General features: G+C 52.0%; 17 protein-coding genes. 16 read left to right on the top strand and 1 reads right to left on the bottom strand.

Going from position 1 to position 15594, the window contains the following annotated elements:
* Positions 1 to 432 precede the first annotated feature (432 nt).
* The 10 genes from DCH402_RS07930 (at position 433) to virB10 (ending at position 9609) form a co-directional block, all read left to right on the top strand.
* Entirely contained in the window at positions 433 to 666 is a 234-nt protein-coding gene (locus tag DCH402_RS07930; protein ID WP_040000624.1) for a hypothetical protein, read from the top strand.
* A gap of 76 nt (positions 667 to 742) precedes the next feature.
* Entirely contained in the window at positions 743 to 1456 is a 714-nt protein-coding gene (locus tag DCH402_RS07925) for a lytic transglycosylase domain-containing protein (protein ID WP_040000623.1), read from the top strand.
* Complete coding sequence (locus DCH402_RS07920) at positions 1453 to 1746, top strand: TrbC/VirB2 family protein (protein WP_040000622.1); 294 nt, start codon at positions 1453 to 1455, stop codon at positions 1744 to 1746. Before DCH402_RS07925 ends, DCH402_RS07920 begins: the two co-directional genes overlap by 4 nt.
* A 10-nt stretch (positions 1747 to 1756) precedes the next feature.
* Positions 1757 to 4501: a VirB4 family type IV secretion/conjugal transfer ATPase gene (locus DCH402_RS07915; RefSeq protein ID WP_040000621.1), complete on the top strand. Its 2745-nt coding sequence runs from the start codon at positions 1757 to 1759 to the stop codon at positions 4499 to 4501.
* A 20-nt stretch (positions 4502 to 4521) separates the two neighbouring features.
* Positions 4522 to 5226: a TrbJ/VirB5 family protein gene (locus tag DCH402_RS07910; protein WP_040000620.1), complete on the top strand. Its 705-nt coding sequence runs from the start codon at positions 4522 to 4524 to the stop codon at positions 5224 to 5226.
* 11 nt (positions 5227 to 5237) lie between these two features.
* Entirely contained in the window at positions 5238 to 5462 is a 225-nt protein-coding gene (locus DCH402_RS07905) for an EexN family lipoprotein (RefSeq protein ID WP_039356896.1), read from the top strand.
* 10 nt (positions 5463 to 5472) lie between these two features.
* Positions 5473 to 6537, top strand: coding sequence for a TrbL/VirB6 family protein (locus tag DCH402_RS07900; protein ID WP_040000619.1), 1065 nt, complete (start codon positions 5473 to 5475; stop codon positions 6535 to 6537).
* A gap of 222 nt (positions 6538 to 6759) precedes the next feature.
* Complete coding sequence (locus DCH402_RS07890; RefSeq protein WP_040000617.1) at positions 6760 to 7443, top strand: VirB8 family type IV secretion system protein; 684 nt, start codon at positions 6760 to 6762, stop codon at positions 7441 to 7443.
* The gene (gene virB9, locus DCH402_RS07885; RefSeq protein ID WP_040000616.1) at positions 7443 to 8348 is read left to right on the top strand and encodes a P-type conjugative transfer protein VirB9; all 906 of its coding nucleotides are present in this window, start codon (positions 7443 to 7445) and stop codon (positions 8346 to 8348) included. The genes DCH402_RS07890 and virB9 overlap by 1 nt, the downstream gene beginning before the upstream one ends.
* A gap of 19 nt (positions 8349 to 8367) precedes the next feature.
* The gene (gene virB10, locus DCH402_RS07880) at positions 8368 to 9609 is read left to right on the top strand and encodes a VirB10/TraB/TrbI family type IV secretion system protein (RefSeq protein WP_040003495.1); all 1242 of its coding nucleotides are present in this window, start codon (positions 8368 to 8370) and stop codon (positions 9607 to 9609) included.
* A gap of 309 nt (positions 9610 to 9918) precedes the next feature.
* Here the strand turns inward: virB10 and DCH402_RS07875 are convergent, their stop codons facing one another.
* Positions 9919 to 10926, bottom strand: a complete 1008-nt coding sequence (locus tag DCH402_RS07875; RefSeq protein ID WP_040000615.1) for a hypothetical protein — start codon at positions 10924 to 10926, stop codon at positions 9919 to 9921.
* Positions 10927 to 10963: 37 nt separating this feature from the next.
* On the opposite strand from DCH402_RS07875, the gene virB11 reads away from it, so the two are divergent.
* The 6 genes from virB11 to DCH402_RS07850 all read left to right on the top strand — a co-directional run bounded on the left by virB11 (position 10964) and on the right by DCH402_RS07850 (position 15592).
* Positions 10964 to 11983: a P-type DNA transfer ATPase VirB11 gene (gene virB11 / locus DCH402_RS07870; RefSeq protein ID WP_040000614.1), complete on the top strand. Its 1020-nt coding sequence runs from the start codon at positions 10964 to 10966 to the stop codon at positions 11981 to 11983.
* Positions 11980 to 12378 carry a cag pathogenicity island Cag12 family protein gene (locus DCH402_RS07865; RefSeq protein WP_040000613.1) on the top strand — a complete coding sequence of 133 codons (399 nt, stop codon included), beginning with the start codon at positions 11980 to 11982 and terminating at the stop codon, positions 12376 to 12378. The genes virB11 and DCH402_RS07865 overlap by 4 nt, the downstream gene beginning before the upstream one ends.
* Positions 12379 to 12418: 40 nt before the next feature.
* Positions 12419 to 12721, top strand: coding sequence for a TrbM/KikA/MpfK family conjugal transfer protein (locus DCH402_RS21160; protein ID WP_071604681.1), 303 nt, complete (start codon positions 12419 to 12421; stop codon positions 12719 to 12721).
* A 49-nt stretch (positions 12722 to 12770) separates the two neighbouring features.
* A complete protein-coding gene (locus DCH402_RS07860) occupies positions 12771 to 13076 on the top strand; it encodes a hypothetical protein (RefSeq protein ID WP_040000612.1) in 306 nt (101 codons plus the stop codon).
* Between the two features lie 61 nt (positions 13077 to 13137).
* Positions 13138 to 13503 carry a hypothetical protein gene (locus DCH402_RS22770; protein WP_081642146.1) on the top strand — a complete coding sequence of 122 codons (366 nt, stop codon included), beginning with the start codon at positions 13138 to 13140 and terminating at the stop codon, positions 13501 to 13503.
* 352 nt (positions 13504 to 13855) lie between these two features.
* On the top strand, positions 13856 to 15592 hold the full coding sequence (locus DCH402_RS07850) for a type IV secretory system conjugative DNA transfer family protein (protein ID WP_040000611.1): 1737 nt from the start codon (positions 13856 to 13858) through the stop codon (positions 15590 to 15592).
* Positions 15593 to 15594 lie beyond the last annotated feature (2 nt).

Below are 15594 nucleotides of genomic sequence, written 5' to 3'. Positions count from 1 at the left end.
TCTGAATAAAGCTATTAAGGCCGTTTTCTGATTTCGCCGACTACGGCTTCTTTTCAAAAATCCATTTACCTGTTTACCTGATTAGTTTTGTCCATGACGTACAACAGTTCCTGATCAAATTTAAGTTGAGACAACCCACCCGTACAAATAATTAACACACTATTTATTTTCTCTCTCATTCCCATTTTGATTTTAGCATTCCCCTCCTAACACTGATATCGCACGCTAATCGCGTCACCTTCCACTGACGAGCTTGATGGACGTTTATTCGTCCGGGCCGAGTATTGCTCTTTAACAATATGTTTCGGGCTTTCACACAACCACAATTCAGGGTGCCGCTGAATGTTCTCGCTGACCCGTTAAAACCGGAATGCAGAATCGGGATGTGACCCGTTTATTTCATTCGTTGTCGTTCTGATGAGAGGATAATTCATGAGAAAACCCATCTACCACGTATTTGTCACCCAGGAAGGTCCGCCCGATCCGCAGGGCGAAAAAAACACCTACTGGACCAGGGTTGGCGTGGCATTTGCCCATAACGGCAAGCCCGGCCTGAATATTGTTCTGACACCCGGTATTGCGGTTTCCGGCAAACTGGTCCTGCTTGAGCCACGGGAGGATAGCAATCTTCCACAGAGTGCGGAGCCCGGCGAAACGGCGCTTTAACCCTTCTTTATTACTCCTTACTCCGCAGCGTGCCGGATCGACTGACTGGCACGCTGCCTTCAATTCCGAGGCCATCATGCTTTCCACCACTGCCTTTCTGGCGGCGGCCATGCAGTGTGCCGCCAGCATTCATCCGTCCACTGCGCTCGACGTGGCACGGGTGGAATCCGGTTTTAACCCCTATGCCATCGCCGAAATAATTCCGAAGGCAACTCGCTCCCTCGGAGATAACAATGTTATCTCCCATCAGCCCGCCAGCCGGGACAAAGCTGAGCTCATTATTCGCCGCCTTATGGCACAGGGACGCCGTTACTCTGTGGGGCTGATGCAAATCACCAGCACCAATTTCCATCATTACGGCGTGACGGCCTCTGACCTGCTTGATCCCTGCACCAATTTGTTGATTTTTGAACGCATTCTCAGCGACTGCTACCAACGTGGCGGTTCCCTGAAAAGAGCGTTGAGCTGCTATTACTCCGGCAATTTCCGTACAGGACTACAGCCTGAAGCGGCTTTTTCCGGGACCAGCTATCTGCAGCGGATGGGTTATGTTTCGGCATCTTCCCGTTATGCCGTACCGGGCACCCGCGCGGATAAATCCACAACGCCGACTCCCCTCGAAGCCATCCCTGTTGATAAGCCATCCCCTCCCCGTCTGATCTGGCCCGGGACCGTCGTCCGGGGTGTCCCCGCAAAACTCCGTCAGGGGAAAATCGCCATCGCACAGACCTCCGCGCCGTCAGTGCGCCGGAGCCTCTCCCTGTCACCCCGTGAGAAGGAAGAAGAATGACACTATTTCGCAAGCTAAAGGCCGCTGTCAGTCCTGTTTCCGTAGGTGTGCTCATGGTTTTTTCTGCCCCCCCGGCGTTTGCCGATGGTTTCACTCGCGCAAATACCGTGATGGAAAAGGTCTCCACCGGTCTTCATGGTCTGGCGGCCATCACCATCACCGTGGCCGTGATCTGGGTGGGTTACAAGACCCTCTGGAAAGGCGAAAGCCTTTCCCAGTGCGCCTACATCATTATTGGCGGGATCCTGATTGGCGGGGGCAGTGAGATCGGCGCACTGCTGATGAGCTGAGAGGTCATCTATGGCAAAGCTGCTCAAAGCAATGAAACGCCCGGCGGCACTGTGGGGGGTGCCGATGGTGCCCCTGCTGGGTGTCACAGGGTTCACCATCATCGTCGCTGTCTGGACTTCCGTCGCTTTCCTTGCCCTGCTCCCGGTTGAATTTCTGGTGATGAAATCCCTCACCCGGAATGAACCCATGCGGTTCAGCCTGATTGCCGTCTGGCTCAGGGCAAGAGGAAAACCGGCAGCAAACCGGCTGTTTGGCGCAACAGTATTTATGCCCGTTGAGCATGATGCTGTTGATATCACGGAGTTTCTCAACGCCATGAAACTGAATCAATGTGCCACGCTCAGGAAGTACATTCCGTATTCATCGCATATTCATCAGCATGTTGTCCGCTCTCCCAATAGTGACCTCTACTGCACCTGGGAACTGACGGGGATCCCGTTTGACTGCGAATCAGAAAAAACCCTCAGTATTGACTGCAACCAGTTGCACGGACTCATCCGCTCATTCGAGGGGATGCCGGTCACCTTTTATATCCATAACGTGCGGGAGCCGTTTATCGATTCGCTGCATAAGGCATCCGGCAACCCTTACGCAGATGAAATCAGCCGTCTGTATTATGCCTCGCTGGCGGCGGATCCGTTTCGCCGTAACCGCCTGTTCCTGACTGTCTGTTACCGTCCGTTTGTCAGCCTGGAAAAGGCCGGGCGCAGACGCATGAATGACGGCAAGAAACTGAAAGAACTTGACGCTGCACTGCGGGAAATGCTGGAAATCAAAGGCTCGCTCGATGCCGCACTGTCACGCTACGCCGCACGTCATCTTGGCACGTTCACCGAAGATCACGCGGTATTCTCCTCCCAGTTATCCTTTTATGAGTACCTGTTGACGCACCAGTGGCGCAGGGTACGCGTCACCCGCGCTCCTGCGTATTCGATGATGGGGTCGGCGGCGCTGTTCTTTTCTGGCGAGTCCGGGCAGATAAACCACGCCAGCGGCGCACAGTATTTCCGGGGGCTGGAGGTGAAGGAGTTCCCGGAGGAGACCGCGACAGGGATGATGGACTCGCTGCTGTACGCCCCCTGCGATTATATAATTACACAGTCGTACACCTGCATGTCACGTGAAGAAGCCCGCAAGGCCATCAAACGCACCCGACGTCTGTTAATGAGTGCAGATGACGATGCGGTGTCACAGCGACTGGATCTGGATGTGGCACTTGACCTGCTGACCTCGGGGAAGATCGCCTATGGAAAACACCATTTATCCATCATGGTGTTTTCCCGCTCGCTGGACAGCCTGGTGGCCGATACCAGTGAAATCAGCAATGCCCTGAACAACCTCGGCATTACACCGGTTCCCGCCGCGCTTTCTCTTTCAGCCGCGTATCTGGCACAACTGCCCGGCAATTATCGCCTGCGACCCCGCAAGGGAGAGCTGAGCAGTCAGAACTTTGTTGAGCTGGCCGCACTGCACAATTTCTACCCCGGCAAACGCAATAATGCACCCTGGGGGGATGCGATGGCCTTACTGCGCACCCCGTCAGGAGATGGTTACTATCTGAACCTGCATAACACGCTGGCGGACAAGGACGAGTTCAACGAGAAGAACCCGGCCAGTACCTGCATTCTCGGCACCAACGGTTCGGGTAAAACCATGCTGATGACGTTCCTTGAAAACATGCAACAGAAATACGGCCGTCCGGACAGTTTTTCTCCGGATGCGAAAACTAAACGACTGACCACCGTTTATCTGGACAAAGATCGGGGCGCGGAAATGAATATCCGGGCGCTGGGAGGCCGTTACTATCGCATCACGCATGGCGACCCCACGGGTTGGAATCCGTTTTCGCTGTTGCCCACCAAACGCAATATCAGTTTCATCAGTCAGTTGATGAAACTGTTGTGTACGCGTAACGGCGCGACCATCACGCCCCGTGATGAACGCCGGCTGAATGACGCCGTACAGGCGGTGATGAGTAATGAGCCACAGTACCGCATCCATGGGATCACCCGTTTACTGGAGAATCTGCCAGAGCCTGCCACCCGTGAGGCGCAGGAGAACGGTCTGAGTGTTCGTCTGTCGCAGTGGGCGCAGGGTGGCGAGTTTGGCTGGGTCTTTGATAACGTATCGGATACCTTCGATATCAGCCACTGCGATAATTTTGGCATTGACGGCACGGAGTTTCTGGATGATGCCAATGTCTGTGCGCCGATCTCCTTTTACCTGCTGTACCGCATCACCACGCTGCTCGACGGACGACGACTGGTTATCTTCATGGATGAGTTCTGGAAATGGCTGCGGGATCCGATCTTTAAGGATTTCGCCTATAACCGACTGAAAACCATCCGTAAGCTCAACGGGATGCTGGTTGTGGGCACCCAGTCCCCGGCGGAGATCATCAGGGATGAGATTGCGCCCGCCGTGATTGAGCAGTGCGGCACGCAGATCCTGGCGGCCAACCCCAGTGCCGACCGGGCGCACTATGTTGACGGGATGAAATTTGAACCGGAAGTGTTCGATGTGGTGAAAAATCTGGATCCGCAGGCCCGCCAGTATGTGGTAGTGAAAAATCAGTTCAGGCGTGGCGACACAAAACGTTTTGCTGCACGCGTGACGCTCGACCTCTCCGGTGTCGGCAGATACACCAGAGTGATGAGCGGCAGCGCCGACAACCTCGAAATCTTTGATTCCCTGTACCGTGAAGGGATGCAGCCCCATGAATGGCTGGAACCCTACCTGGCTCAGGCACTCTGATGACCCAAAGGAGATCCATGATGAAAAGGCGTTTTCATGCCCTGATTTTCGCGTGCGTCATTGTCAGCCCGCTGGCGCACGCCGGTATTCCGGTCCTTGTTGATGCTGACCCGCTGCGTGAGCTCGAATGGCTGAAAGAAGCGCAGCGCTGGATGCAGACCGCGCAACATTATCAGAGCCAGATCCAGGCGTATAAAAATCAGTTAGCGACGGCCACCGGCGTCCGGGATATTGCAGATTTTGTGGATCAGGCGAAGAGTCTGAAATCGGATCTGGAAAAACTGCGCAAACCCGGCCAGACACTCAATGACCTGCTACTTTCCGGCGGCACCTCCGGGCAGTTCGACTCGCTGTATGAGAAGTACCGGGTTTTCGATACCTGCAATGTCGAACAGTCAGGACGCTATGCAGATACCTGCAAACAGCTGGTCATCAATAAGGCGATCCAGCTTGAGCAGACTGACGAGATCCAAGAACAGGTCAGCCAGACACTGGGCGAGATTAACGGCCTCTCGAACCGTATCGCACTATCCAAAGACTCAAAGGAGTCTCAGGACCTTGCCAACAGCATTCAGCTAAAATCAGTGATGCTGAACACGCTCACTGACCAGTGGGAAATGAGCGTAAAGGCAGCAGAAAAGCGCGAAAAAGTACTGGAGGATGTGCGTATTAAACAGTGGAATCAGCAACAGTTAACTGCGCCAACCCCTGATTTAAACGGCTAAAGGAGTCTCACATGCGTTTATTAACCCTCTCTTTCCTGTCCTTATTATTCATCATTAGTGGCTGCAAAGAAGAAGCCAAAACCACTCAGTGGTACAAAGATCATCCCGATGAGTTAAAAGCGGTGTATGAAAAATGCCAGAAAACCGGCGATGCCTCAGATAACTGTAAAAACGCCAATGAAGCCCATTATCAAATTCAGCAGTTGAATGCCCCCACTCCCGACCTGAACTCATAGTGAGGTTAATATGCCCGGTGGTGTATTTATCGGTGTTGAAAAACACCTGATAGGAGGAGTTACTGACGCCACAAAGGGACTGATGATGTCATACTCCTCCATGATGGTGGGGCTGGCGGCAACGTCAGCCACGCTCTATATCATGTGGCGTGGATACCAGACCCTGGCAGGTAAGTTGTCCACGCCAATGGAGGATGTCACGTGGGACATCATGAGGATGGCAATCATCCTGTCCTTTGTGGCAAATGTCAGCGGTTATCTCGATGGAGTTATTGATTCCATCAATGGCCTGAAGGAGGGATTTTCCGGCAGCGATAATATCTGGCAGTTACTGGATAGTTTGTGGGGTAAAGCGAAGGTATTAGGTAAAACGTTACACGACATGGATAACTCAACATACATAAAAGATGAGGGTATGACGGCTCAATTTTATGTCTGGCTCGGGATATTCGTTTTAATGATTATCACCGCCTTTATTTCAATGATCGCGGAAGTCATGGTTTTACTGCTAAGTATTACAGCTCCCGTATTTATCTTTTGTCTGTTGTATGGCTTTTTACGCCCCATGTTTAACAACTGGCTGCAAAATGTGTTCGCCGCCATATTAACAGTTCTGTTCTCTGCGTTGTCGCTGCACATTGTCGTTAATTATCTAAACTCGCGGTTAGATATTGCAACACAACTGTCTGCACAATCCAACATTGTGGAGCTAGGCGCACAGGTCTGTCTGGCCGGTGTCTGTGCTGCAATACTGGTCTACCTCTCCGCAAAACTGGCCAGCGCGCTGGCCGGGGCCAGTGCAACCGTATCCATGCAGGGGCTGGCGGCAGTGGGTATCGGCGCGGCGGCGTTTGGTGCCGGGAAACTGGCAGCAGGAGCCGGTAAGCAGACTACCCGTACCCTTCAGGACAATATTCAGGGCTGGAGAAATGCCAGTGCGGGTAAACCCGGCAGTGGTCCGGGATACAGTGCGGCTCAGGCACGTAAAAACGCGATTGAGCAGATGATTGCCCGCAACGAAGCCCGGCGACTGGCGCAATCAAGAGAAACGGCCGTTCAAAAATTCCATCGTTAAATCTGTCATCCCTGGTCGAAATCTCCCCGTTACATCCCTTGTGAAAACATAGCCGTGTTTTCATTCCACTGATCTCACTGAGGAAAAACCCCATGAAACGCTTGATTGCTCTGGTTTTGCTGTGCGCGCTTTCCGGATGCGCGCAGTCTCCCCGTCCCCCTGCCTTTGGTGGTCAGGGCATCCCGGTGAACACCCCTCAGATAATGGCGGAGTTAAACAGTCATGAGTGAACAGACCCTCCTTGCGGATTCGCGCACCTTTGAGCAGCAGATGATTGAGCGGGACAAACGTGCCACAAAAGCCGGGTTTATGGTTGGCGGTGCGGGCCTGCTCATCGCCGCACTGGCGCTTACCGCCGTGGTGCTGATGTTGCCGCTCAAACAAACGGTCATTGAGCTGTACGCCGTGGATAATCATACCGGACGAGTGGAACACGTCACCCGTGCATCGAAAACCAGTCTGACGGCTGAGGCCGCTTATCAGAAGGCGATGACGTCCGGTTACGTCAGACTGCGTGAACGGTACGTGTACCCTTCCCTGCAGGACGATTATGCAACAGTACAGGTTTTTAACAGCCCTCCAGTCAACGATGACTACCTGGCGCTGTATGCCGGAAAAGATGCCCCGGACAAGGTCTGGCAGAACGCGGCTCATACCGTGCAAATCGACATCCTGTCAAACCAGATCACCGAAGGCACTGCCCCCGATAAAGTCGCCACCCTCCGATACAAAAAGACTATTCGCCGCCTCGCTGATAACAGTACCCGCACAGAATACTGGGATGCCCGCCTGACCTTTCACTCCGACCCAGGCAAAGAAATGAGCGATACGGAGCGAGAGATTAACCCGTTCGGTTTTACCGTGACCAGTTGGCAGGCAGACCGTGAAATCCGGGGAGGTGAATAGTGAAAAGCATCATCCTTATCGCACTGGCGCTGATGCTGTGCGACACGGCATGGAGCGCGTCCATTCCGCAGGCGAGCCGCTATGATGCCCGCGTTCAGCAGGTTGTCTATAACCCGCTGAACGTTACCGTCGTCAGTACCCGGCCTGGCTTCATGACCACGCTGGTGTTTGACATCGATGAGGCAGTTCTCAGCGCCAGACCCGGTTTTGAGGAGGCATGGGAAGCCACACCGGACGCCAACAGGGTCAACATCCGTCCGGTGGCGCTCGTTCAGGGCGCGCCCGGCGCGGACGGTAATACCACGCAGGTGGTCATCCCGCCCAACAGCCAGGACTGGCACACCAACCTGCTGGTAGTCACCACCCGGCGGCTGTACAACGTCGAGCTGAACGTCATCGATGATAAGTCATCGCAACAGCCTGCTTTCCAGGTGAGTTACCGTTATCCGGGCGAAGACAGGGAGAAGGCCAGCCGAGAGACAGCAGCCAGAGCGCTGGAGCGGGAGCAAAAACAGCAGCAGACTGACATTCAGCAGGCCCTGAATGCCGCGCAGACGCCACGCAACTGGGACTACCTCAAATATCCGGGGCGTGACAGCACCCGTATCGTTCCGGATTTTGCGTATGATGATGGCCGGTTTACGTTCGTGGGCTTCTCCCCGGCCAAATCTATTCCCTCCGTGACAAAAGAGCTGAACGGCCAGGAGCATGTGGTTAACAGCAGTATCCACAGAAAAGGCAACTTCACCGTACTGGCCATTCAGGAGGTCACGCCCCGTCTGGTCCTGCGTTCCGGAAACGCCGTGGTCGGCCTGGAAAATCGTGGTGTCGGTAAGGTCCAGGCCGCTGATGGTGCCACGGTTTCCCCGCAGGTTGAGCGGGTGGAAAAACCTGCAACCCATTGACAACAGAGGAGTCATGCTGATGAACGATGAACACCCGCATCCGGTGCCTGATAGCTCAGTGCCTTCTCCGGCACAACGAAATGATGATATTGCCACGCTGGAGCGCGAGGCCCGTACAAAGCGTGAAGCGGTACTTCTCACAGAGCAGGACGATGAAGAAAATGATCCGCTACAACCCGCCGTCAACAGACTGAAAAAGCGCAGGCGCGGGAAAGCCACCGCTTTTCTGGCGCTCGCCGCCGTTGCGCTGATTGCGCTGGCATGGGCGGGCAACTGGATATACCGCAATCTGCTCTGGCAACCCGGTGAAGAAAAGCGGCAGGATGCTGCGCCACAGACGAACCGGACAGATTACCGGCAGCGTACCGATCTGGGTACTCAAGATACCGAAGCCGAAGCATCGTTACCGGCGGGAAACACCCCGCGCATCACGACAACCCCAGAGGCTGAGATGCCGCCTCAACTCGATAAAGCCCATTTTTTGGTTCGGCGCGATGGTTCCGCCGCTGCGGCTCAAAACCCGGTCCGGACCAGGCAGCAGGAGATGACGCAGGCAACCTCTGACAGGCAACCGTCAGGAACGTCATCCACTGATCAGCAAAACACCACCCCGCCACAACCGGAATCCTCCCCTGCAGCAGTCCGGCGTATTCCTTACAATCCGGACCTGTACGTCCCGGAAAATACCGCTATTCCCTGCTCACTGGATTACCGCTTTGTTTCGGATCGGGCGGGGAAAATCCGCTGCACGATCGCCGACGATATCTGGAGTGCCAGCGGTAATACGAAGCTCATTGAAAAAGGGACCACCGCCACGGGCATTTACCAGACGGGAGCGGAAACTGGGATGACGCACGGACAGGGACGCGCCTTTCTCATCATCACAAAGCTGCGTACCCGCCAGCCCCCTTATCTTGATATTCCGCTGGTCGATACCCGCGCTGCCGGAGGGCTCGGCGAGGCTGGCGTTGATGGCTGGATCGACACGCATTTCAGGGAGCGATTCGGCGGCGCATTACTGGTTGGTATGATCCCTGATATTGGGGCATGGGCATCCAACAGCGCCGGTCAGAAAGATCGTAATACGGACTATACCGAAAACAGTCGTCAGGCGATGGCAGATATGGCGCGAACCACGCTGGAAAACAGCATCAATATCCCGCCGACCATCTACAAAAATCAGAGCGAGATCATCAACCTGATCACCGGACAGGATATTGACTTCTCCGGCATCTATACGCTGAGGATGAAGAGTGAATAATCGAAAATTTCTGTTTGGCGTCACCGCGACAGACGTCATCGTAAGGGACGATTACAACAATGCCGTAGTCAACGACATAATGTCACACCTTAGCGGGATCAGGAGAATAGTCATGACATGTTATCGTGCCGGGGGCGCATTGACAGAGCTCATGATTGACTCACGAGAAGGACAACCGTTCTGCCTCACCATCGGTGAAGGTTCTCTGGACGTAGCACCTTTTACCTCAGACGATATCCGGCTGGCACATAAGCAGATATCGCTGCCTGACGTCACCGATATTATCATTCTTGTGACGACATTAGCCCGCTATGCCGGACTATCACCATCCTTCTCCGTTGATGGAGAATCATCTGCCTTACTGGAATTCAGCTCGTAGTAAATCGCCAGTTGACGCAGCTTTGATATTTCAAGGTTGATAACGGATTTTCCTGCGCTGTTTTCCCGTTCAGAAACAACCGGATTTAGCAGAAATACACGGAAATATCTGACGTTTTCTGTGTCCAGAATTTCATCGATATAATGACCAAACCGTCCTTTCGCCATCAGATCTTTACTGACGTACAGGCGAACAGGTTTACCCTCATGTTTATCAAAGAAATTAATAAGAAAACCCCGCCCATACCGATGCATTAGGGTCCCACCGCCATAGATGACGCCCGCGTACGGGTTAGCCAATCCCTTCTGGATATGCGTTATATATTCATGAAGATAGACCTGACTGTGATGCATGATCCTGAGTCTCAACGCCCTGAACTCATCCTGAGGCAGCGTTTCTTTCGCTTCCTGCCATGTGTCGATAAGGCGCTGAAGCTGGTTAGTTCGCGTATAGCGGCTCCAGCGGGGCTCTTCACCTGTACCGGGCTTATCATCATCCCCGTCAGTTTGTTTTACATGTGCAGGAGTAGCAAGCTTAGCGGGATCGGCTGGCTCGCCATCAGGATCATCAATTGAAGGATCAAAGCAGTTGATATAGTCCGTCAGCTTTTGCTTTGCTTTTCTTTCCGTGAAATCAGCTTCTGATTCGTCCGGACGTCTGTCCTGATCGGCATCTTCGGTGAACTCGACCCATTCACATCCGAACTTGTGAGGATGGGGTGAACGGAAGTGTGCGGCCCTGAATTTTTCACCATCTTCAGCTTTGACGTGATAGTTAACGCCACTGATGGTGACATTACAGTTGCGATCGCTACAGGAAAAAGTGAACCGCTTTCTTTCTCCCTGCTTTCTGGAAAAAAATTCCGTTCGCGCTTCATCAATGGACAAGCAGCGCCCCAGTTCATGGCAATAAGCGAACAGTACCTTCGTCTTCGACATGCTCCCTCCACACATTTATCCGATTCAAGGATATCACATGAAAAACATCTCTCTCGACCGCTATAAGCAGCGATTTTTTGGCGATTTTCTGGCGCTTACCGGACTGACTGAGATCGCCGTTAATCGTCCGGGTGAGCTTTTCACCAAAATTAACGGCATCTGGGAACAGCACGCCGTTCCGCTGGATTATGAGGGCTGCTACAACTTTGCCAGATGCCTGGCGAAGCATCACGGCGACAATATCGAAGATATCAAGCCGGGGCTGTCAGCCACGCTGGAATCCGGCGAACGTTGTCAGGTTATTGTGCCCCCGGCCTGCGAACGAAACACGGTGTCGATCACCCTGCGTAAACCCTCACAGGTGCAAATTCCGCATCAGGACTATATTGCCGCCGGGTTTTATAACAGAGTGACGGGCACGGAAAAAACGCAGACGCACGATCAGGAATTACTGGCCTTATATGACGCAAAAGACATTCCGCGCTTTATGGAGAAATGTGTGAAATACGGTAAAACCATTGCGGTGGCCGGGGAAACCAGTACCGGGAAAACCACCTATATGAAGATGCTGATTGGTTATATCCCCCTTCATCTGCGTATTACGACCATTGAAGATAACCCGGAAATCACCTTATTTATGCATAAAAACTACGTCCACCTTTTTTATCCGTCGGAATCGGCAGATGAAAAAGGGTCAATTGTGACGCCCGCCAGCCTGCTGCGCTGGAATTACCGCATGAATCCCGACCGCATACTGTTAACCGAAGTACGCGGCGGTGAGGCCTGGGATTTTCTCAAGATAACCGGTTCCGGCCATGAAGGCAGTATGACCTCTATCCATGCCGGTTCGGCAATGGAAGCGGTAGACGGTTTTATTACCCGCTGTTATGAAAACCCGCAATGTGCCCGACTCCCTTACACCTTTATGTTACGCAAGGTACTGGACAGTCTGGACGTTATCGTGAGTATCGACCTGGACGGTAATGTGCGCCGGATGAATGATATTTATTTCCGGCCACTGCACCGCAGCGTCTTTTTTGAGGAGATGAAAGCATGATGAAGGTTATCACTGTGCTGCTATCTTCGCTGGTACTTTCCGGCTGTTCTTCAGCCCCACCACCGATGCCTGTTGAATGGGATAAACCGGGCCAGTCAGTCAATACCGGTTTACCGCAATGGCGGGACAACCCGGTTATCATTCCTTCTCCGGTGGTTAAAGATAAATGGTTATTATCCATTCACGCACGGAATTTTAATGAGACACGCTGGACGCCCGCCGTATTTTACGTGGTCGCCCACTCTGCGCGTATTGTTGTTGCTGCACCATCAGGCGCAGAATTCTTTACTGCAAAAAACTGGTTGCGTCGGTATGGCGCAAAAGGCGTTATTGAATATCAGCCTGTATATAACTGTCTGACATGCAGAGACACCCGCATTTATTTTTATCATTAAATACCCACCCTGAAACTAACCTCACAGTAAGGGCTTCATCATGAGATATTCCGCTATTGCGGCGGCAATGCTGTGCATTATTGCCGGGACGCCTGTTTATTCTTTCGCTGCCGACCCGTGCGAAGTTGTACTTTGTATGTACGGTAAAGCAACCGGAAACAATGGAGGAAGTGAATGTCGTTCTGCGGAACGTGCTTTCTTTAATATCGTCAAAAAAAATAAACACGGTTTTTTACCCAATCACACGCTCAATGCCAGAAAAGCTTTCCTGGGAGAATGTGCCAGTGCTGACCCGGAGGCGGTGAATAAAATCCTGTCCAGGTTTGGCAGAGTTAGAGGCTAATACAACACTGCCGTTATCTTAATATATTTCCCTGCATGGAGACAAAAAAGTGGATAAAGAAGATCTGTTTATTTCCAACATTCACTCAACGCATCACGACAGAATATCTGTCACGTGTATCTATGATTTTCTGTCAAAAAAAGCACATCAGGGATGCGGGCTTTATTACGAGATATATGAGAGCCGGTTTATCGGTTTATTACGACATCATCTGTCACAGCTTAATGAATCGGACGCAGAGAAGCTCAGGCGGCATGCCGAAAGTCAGGGAACGAAAATCGATGATGAAACGTACAGTGCGGCATTAAATGCTGAATGGGAATGCCGGGCTGAAATAGCCCGCGAACAGATGTGAATAACAAACATTGATAATGTCTCGAATGACGCCACAGACTGACAGACGGCGGTTTTAAAGCATGCTTATTTTGGCTTCAATTTCGGAGAAATTGTTAAGCCGTAAAATAAGTATGTGGAGCGCGGACAGAAAATTCAATTTCGCAGAAATTGCTAATTTTCAGGCACCGCGCCCACCTGCGAACCTTCGCCCAAAGCGAATTGAGCAGGCCGGGGGGAGCCGAATAAATTTCGCCGCCCCAGCGAGCGAAAAGCTGTCGCCCACGACAGCGGTTTATTTGGGGGGCAAAGCCCCGCACACCGTCAAGCCAGGTAATATTTCCCGCCCCAGCGGGGAAGATTACCGATCAGGCGCGACCAACCCCTTTAAAGCAGCGTTCCCGTTTTTTGGAGCTTGCGAGAAAAAACAGGCGAAACGCGCGTCTTAAAGGGGTTGGTCGCGCGTAGCGTGCGACGGTGTGCCGCCTTTGACGTTGGGGGTTTTGGGGTGGCGTCCAGCCACGACATTACCCCCATGTGACATGCAGGGAGAGCGTTCAGCCCGAGCGTAATGTCACACGCCGTTGCCCGTCATTCGGGCGTTTCAGGAGACTGACGACCATGTGTCGGCTGTTTTCTGAAAGCGCAGATAACAGGCATGAGCGTCGGAGACGTTCAGTGCTTTTCATCAGTTTATGGGCGTCATCAATAGGCGTCGCGCGTGGGCGTGGGGTTTAACGTCCATCGGTGACGCCCATGTGATGCGCCCGTCACACCGAAATCAGACCGGAGATCACTGCAATGGGAACTCATCTGATGCAAAGGCTGAATGCCTTTTCGGATACCTTTTCTGTTTTTCTGCTCTGGCTGCAACATAACCCGGTAATACTGTCCATATTTGCCGGGCTGACACTGCCATTTATTTTTCATCTGCCACGTGAAGAAAGAAAAAATGCCCCCTTCTGGTTAAAACTGGTGGCGGGTGTATCCACCTTCTTTCTCATATTTGGCACCCTGTCACCGCTGACCATTCAGGGGCTGAGTTTTTTCTTCAAAGTACTCGACAATAACATTCTGCTCAGATTATCACTCTGGATACTGACTGTCGGATTTACCCTTGCAGGTTTGGCTTTTCATATTACAGCCCGAAGGCTGCTGACGAGTGAAATCGACAGTCTGAAACACCGGATGATTAAAAAAAGTAAACTGGAGAGAAATGTCAGAACGGATGTTCGTGAAGTCAGGGACATGTTGCCTGACAGCATTGCGTATAATCCGCTGGATTATATTGACCTGAATAACGGTATCTTTATCGGGCTGGACAAAGATGATCAGCCGCAATATATCACCCCTGAAGAATTTCAAACTCAACACGCCGACCTTATCGGCACCACAGGGTCTGGCAAAGGTGTCAGTGCCTGTGTGCTGTTTTATCAGGCGATACTTTCAGGTGAAGGCGTATTTGTCGAAGATCCTAAAAATGATGAATGGGCACCGCATGTACTGCGGGAAGCTTGTCAGAAAGCGAATAAACAGTTTGTTCTTATTAACCTGAATGACCTTCATTTTCAGCTTGATTTACTGGCTGATATTTCTCATGGACAACTGGAGGAACTGTTTAATGCCGGTTTTAGCTTGGGTAAAAAAGGCGAAGGCGCTGACTTTTACCGTATCGCCGATCGTAGGGCAGCGAGAAACACGGCAGCTATTTATGAAAAAGGAATGACGTTACGCGACTTATTCAACACTGACTTTGTAAAATCCCTCAGTGAAGATGTGCCTGCTTTTTATGGCGAGCTTGAAGAAATCGCTTTAGTGAATTCCATTAATGCGCGCAACGGATTTTCCTTAAAGACCATTTTTGATGAAGGCGGATGTTGCTACATCATCGGCTCGATGCGTAATCAGAAAATCATATCGGCCCAGCGAATGATTTTAACCCGCCTGATTCAGATAGCCGAAACCCGTGACCGAATAAAAGGCAAACCTCGCCCGGTCGCTATTTTCCTTGATGAACTCAAGTATCACCTTTCCCGCCCTGCACTTGAGGGGCTTGGCGCAGCGAGGGACAAAGGTGTACATATCATCATGGCCCACCAGTCGGTAAAAGATTTGTATGATTGCCCGGCAGATCTGGAGGGGGATGCCGTTGCCGGTTCGGTGATTGAGAACTGCAAGTTTATGCTGGTTTATCGTCTTCGCGATCCGGACACTGCCGACTGGGTGGCAAGGATGACCGGCTCTATTCTGGTAGACGATGAAATGAGGAAAGTTAAAACGGATATATCCCTGACGGAGAAAATGGATACTGACAGGATGATCCGTCAGGCTGAACGCTATTATATAGACAGCAACATGTTGCTTAACCTCCCCCAATTTGTTGGTTTTGTTTTTACCCAGAATGATCTGGCGAAGGCAACCAAACTATTCCACATACCGACGAAAAAGAAATATATCGACCTGCTTTCGTTTGAGCACACAAAAAACCTGCATACCGAAAAAGAAAGCCAGAGCCACAAACCCTCCATTAACCTGTGAGG

The sequence above is a fragment of the Dickeya chrysanthemi NCPPB 402 genome (assembly GCF_000406105.1).
Taxonomy (GTDB): domain Bacteria; phylum Pseudomonadota; class Gammaproteobacteria; order Enterobacterales; family Enterobacteriaceae; genus Dickeya; species Dickeya chrysanthemi.
The sequence above is the reverse complement of the archived record's forward strand: the minus strand, read 5'-3'. Positions and strand labels throughout refer to the sequence as shown.